A 457-nucleotide genomic window follows, 5' to 3' on the forward strand; every position below is an offset into this window, starting at 1 on the left:
AGCTCAAGAAGCTCTTCGTCGTCTACAAGGTCACATTTGTTTAAGAATACAACGATGTATGGAACACCTACTTGGCGAGAAAGAAGGATGTGTTCACGAGTTTGTGGCATTGGACCATCAGTCGCAGCACATACAAGGATCGCGCCGTCCATTTGAGCAGCACCAGTAATCATGTTTTTAACATAATCGGCGTGGCCCGGGCAGTCTACGTGAGCGTAGTGACGAGTTGGAGAATCGTATTCTACGTGTGATGTATTAATTGTAATACCACGTGCTTTTTCTTCTGGTGCAGAGTCGATTGCAGCGTAGTCTTTAGCTTCACCACCGAATTTCTTCGCACATACAGTTGCGATAGCAGCAGTTAAAGTTGTTTTACCATGGTCAACGTGACCGATTGTGCCCACGTTAACGTGTGGCTTATTACGTTCAAACTTAGCCTTAGCCATGAGATCTTCCT

The 457-nt window shown here is 45.5% G+C and carries 1 protein-coding gene; it reads right to left on the reverse strand.

Translation table 11 applies throughout. The features are described 5' to 3' along the window. A partial coding sequence (locus AC1M89_RS14755) for a GTP-binding protein (RefSeq protein WP_481586822.1) occupies positions 1-446 on the reverse strand: 446 nt, incomplete at its 3' end. Between the last annotated feature and the right edge of the window lie 11 nt (positions 447-457).

This window comes from Acinetobacter sp. ANC_7635, from assembly GCF_056779945.1.